This is a genomic window from Wolbachia endosymbiont of Drosophila barbarae (genome assembly GCF_044752445.1).
In the GTDB taxonomy this organism is placed as follows: domain Bacteria; phylum Pseudomonadota; class Alphaproteobacteria; order Rickettsiales; family Anaplasmataceae; genus Wolbachia; species Wolbachia pipientis.
This window is the reverse complement of sequence record NZ_JBIXJM010000072.1, coordinates 1-3,246: the sequence shown is the minus strand read 5'-3', so window position 1 is coordinate 3,246 and position 3,246 is coordinate 1. Positions and strand designations below refer to the sequence as shown.

At 35.4% G+C, this 3,246-nt stretch carries 4 protein-coding genes; all 4 read left to right on the top strand.

Translation table 11 applies throughout. The features are described from left to right. On the top strand, nt 1-214 hold a 214-nt coding region (locus tag ACIPNH_RS01035; protein ID WP_400771069.1), incomplete at its 5' end, for a hypothetical protein. Beyond that, a complete protein-coding gene (locus ACIPNH_RS01030) occupies nt 205-480 on the top strand; it encodes a type II toxin-antitoxin system RelE family toxin (protein ID WP_264723710.1) in 276 nt (91 codons plus the stop codon). The genes ACIPNH_RS01035 and ACIPNH_RS01030, both read left to right, overlap by 10 nt. Nucleotides 481-651: 171 nt before the next feature. Beyond that, nucleotides 652-930, top strand: coding sequence for a YggT family protein (locus ACIPNH_RS01025; protein ID WP_006279515.1), 279 nt, complete (start codon nt 652-654; stop codon nt 928-930). Next, on the top strand, nt 931-3,045 hold the full coding sequence (locus ACIPNH_RS01020; RefSeq protein ID WP_264723709.1) for an FtsK/SpoIIIE family DNA translocase: 2,115 nt from the start codon (nt 931-933) through the stop codon (nt 3,043-3,045). It begins immediately after the preceding gene. Nucleotides 3,046-3,246: the final 201 nt, after the last annotated feature.

The window sequence follows — 3,246 nt, the reverse complement described above, 5'->3', positions numbered from 1 at the left end:
TTCAGGCATTAACATAGCTCTTAGCGAAGAAACTTTAAAGCATCTTGCTGAATTATCTGAATTTACTAAACAGCCCGTTCAAGAATTAGCAGGAAAACTATTTAGAGAAGCAGTTGAGCTTGAAATGGAGGATTTTTTAGTATCTAAAATTTCTGATGAGCGTGATGTTGAAGGTGCAGAAACAGTTGATTTTGAAGATATTAAGTGGGATTAGAGCGTTACAAGGTTAAGTCTCTAAAGAGTGTTGTTGAAAAAGATTTACCAAACCTTCCAAAGACAATAAGGCTAAAAGTTCAAAAGGCTATAAAAGAACGTCTTACAGTTGACCCAATAAATTTTGGTGAACCACTACATCATAACTTAAAAGGACGTAGAAGGCTAAGAGTTGGTGACTATCGTGTAATTTACAGAGTAAATCAATTAGATCATATAGTAACTATCACAGAGATAGGACATAGAGATGATATTTATAAGAAATAAATATCAACATTAATATATATTATACACCCCTCCTTCCTTGTCCATTCTCTACTTTAGGTGGCTTTGCGCAGCTCAAAAAATGAAGTTTTTTTTGGTTCAGCAAAAACAACATTTTGAGTTTGAAAAGGCTAAATACTTGTCTTTTATATAACTTTCGTGTAATAGATATGTATGCATCCAATCATATATCTACTCAATACGTTACTTGATCTTTATAGCTTCATTCTAATATGTTGGGTTGTCCTAAACTGGCTGGTTAAACTTAATATGGTGAACATATATAATGAAACTGTCAGTAGCATAATGCACATCTTGAACCAATTGACATATCCACCACTAAAGATTATTAGAAGATATATACCACCGTTCAACGGATTAGATTTATCTATAATGATATTGCTAATAACAATTCACTTTGTAAAATATACAGTAGCTTACTACTTTAGGTAGATGTTAAAAAAATATCTAAAATCAGCAATATATCTATCCCTTTTAATATATATATATATATCAGTTTTTAGCTATAACTATAAAGATCCTTCCTTAAACACGGCTACAAATGAGGAAGTGACAAATTTAGGTGGAATAGTAGGTTCATATTTAGCTGATATATTGGTTCAATTTCTTGGATTAACTAGTGTTACAATAGCTACAACCATAGTTTACTTGTTGATCTTCAGGCCAGCAAAAATACTGCTGAAAATTCTCTATTTAATATTAATCAATTTAGGGGTATGTGCTATATTACCACAACTTTCGCTAGGCATCACTGCAAGGTACAGACACAGTGGAATAATAGGGAATGCACTAATTAATAACTGCCCGTTTTATATATTTGTGATAGTAACATCAATAGGTCTTGTAGGATCTGTTGGTTGGAAGAGAACAATTTACTCTCTATTCTTCTTATGTAAAAAAATAGCTTGCTTATTTGTAAATGTTCCATTCTTCAGATCACATAAAACTGCTGAATATTCAGTTGCACCATTAGTAGTAGAAGAAAAACATAAAACTAAAATCACTACTAAACAACAACCAAAAGAAAGACAGAAAAAAGCCACCAAAGAAATTTTCAGTGAGTTCGAATTTCCAAGCATTCATTTACTTTCCAAAGCAGAGGAGTCTTTGCAGAGAAAACAGCTGAATGAAATGGAGAGCAATAAAAATTTATCTCTGCTGGAACAAGTCCTGAGTGATTTTGGCGTGCAAGGAAAAATTATCAGTGTATGCTATGGGCCGGTTGTGACTTTATACAAACTTGAACCACAAGCTGGCACGAAATCTGCAAGAGTAATTGGCCTTGCAGATGACATTGCACGTTCGATGAGTGCACTCTCTGCACGTATTTCAATAATTCGTGGGCAAAATGCTATGGGAATAGAGTTGCCGAACAAGGAACGGGAAATTGTAATGCTGCGTGATTTGCTTGAATCACCAGAATACCAAAATGCAAACTTAAATCTCCCAATTGCGCTTGGCAAAGAAATAAGCGGAAAACCAGTTATTGCAGATCTGACTAAAATGCCTCACTTGCTTGTTGCTGGAACCACAGGGTCTGGTAAATCAGTTGCGATTAATACTATGATTCTTTCACTCGTTTATCGATTAAGTCCTGATGAATGTAAGATGATAATGATCGACCCAAAAATGCTTGAGCTTTCAATATATGATGCAATACCGCATCTAATAACGCCAGTAGTAACAGAGCCAAAAAAGGCTGTAGTCGCTCTTAAGTGGATAGTGAAAGAAATGGAAAACCGCTATCGCATGATGTCGTATTTGAATGTACGCAATGTTATAAACTATAATCAAAAAATCACAGAAGCGATGAATAGTGGAATAGAATTGGAGCGCGTTGTGCAGATTGGCTTTAACTCAACAACAGGTAAGCCTTTGTTTGAAAAAATACCAATCAAGATGGAGACATTTCCGTATATTGTAGTGATCGTGGATGAAATGGCAGATTTGATGCTTGTTGCCGGCAAAGAAATAGAGTGCTCTATTCAACGCTTAGCTCAGATGGCTCGTGCTGCAGGAATACACATCATAATGGCAACACAACGCCCATCTGTGGATGTGATCACAGGTGTGATAAAGGCGAACTTTCCAACGAGAATCAGTTTTGCTGTTACTTCTAAGATAGATAGCCGTACAATACTTGGCGAACAAGGGGCTGAACAATTGCTCGGCATGGGTGACATGCTCTATATGGCCTCTGGTGGTAAGATCATTCGAGTTCACGGCCCATTTGTAAGTGATAATGAGGTGCAAGATATAGTTGATCATCTGAAAATGCAAGGTGAGCCAAACTACATGGAGGAAATCACTAAAGAAGATGAAAATTCTTCTACAGAGTCACACGATGAAACGGAGGATGAAGAAAATGACCTCTATAACCAAGCAGTGGCCATCATTCAAAGAGATCAAAAAGTTTCAACCAGTTACATTCAAAGGCAGCTTAGAATAGGCTATAACAGAGCAGCAAACATCGTTGAAAGAATGGAAAAGGAAGGTATTGTCAGCGCTCCAAATTACTCAGGGAAAAGAGAGATATTGGTTGAATAACAATCTTGTAATACCTTAATTTAAGTTTCCGCACTTTCAAAAAGCAAGTCAAACAAAATTATTAAAAGGTCAATACATAATGACAGTTAATTTAATAATAATTTAAACATTGGGAATGTAAAATTATAATATATTATAGCTCTTTTCATAGAAGTCCGGATGTGATAAGATAAGGATAGAAGATGATAAGGAGGTTGAGTG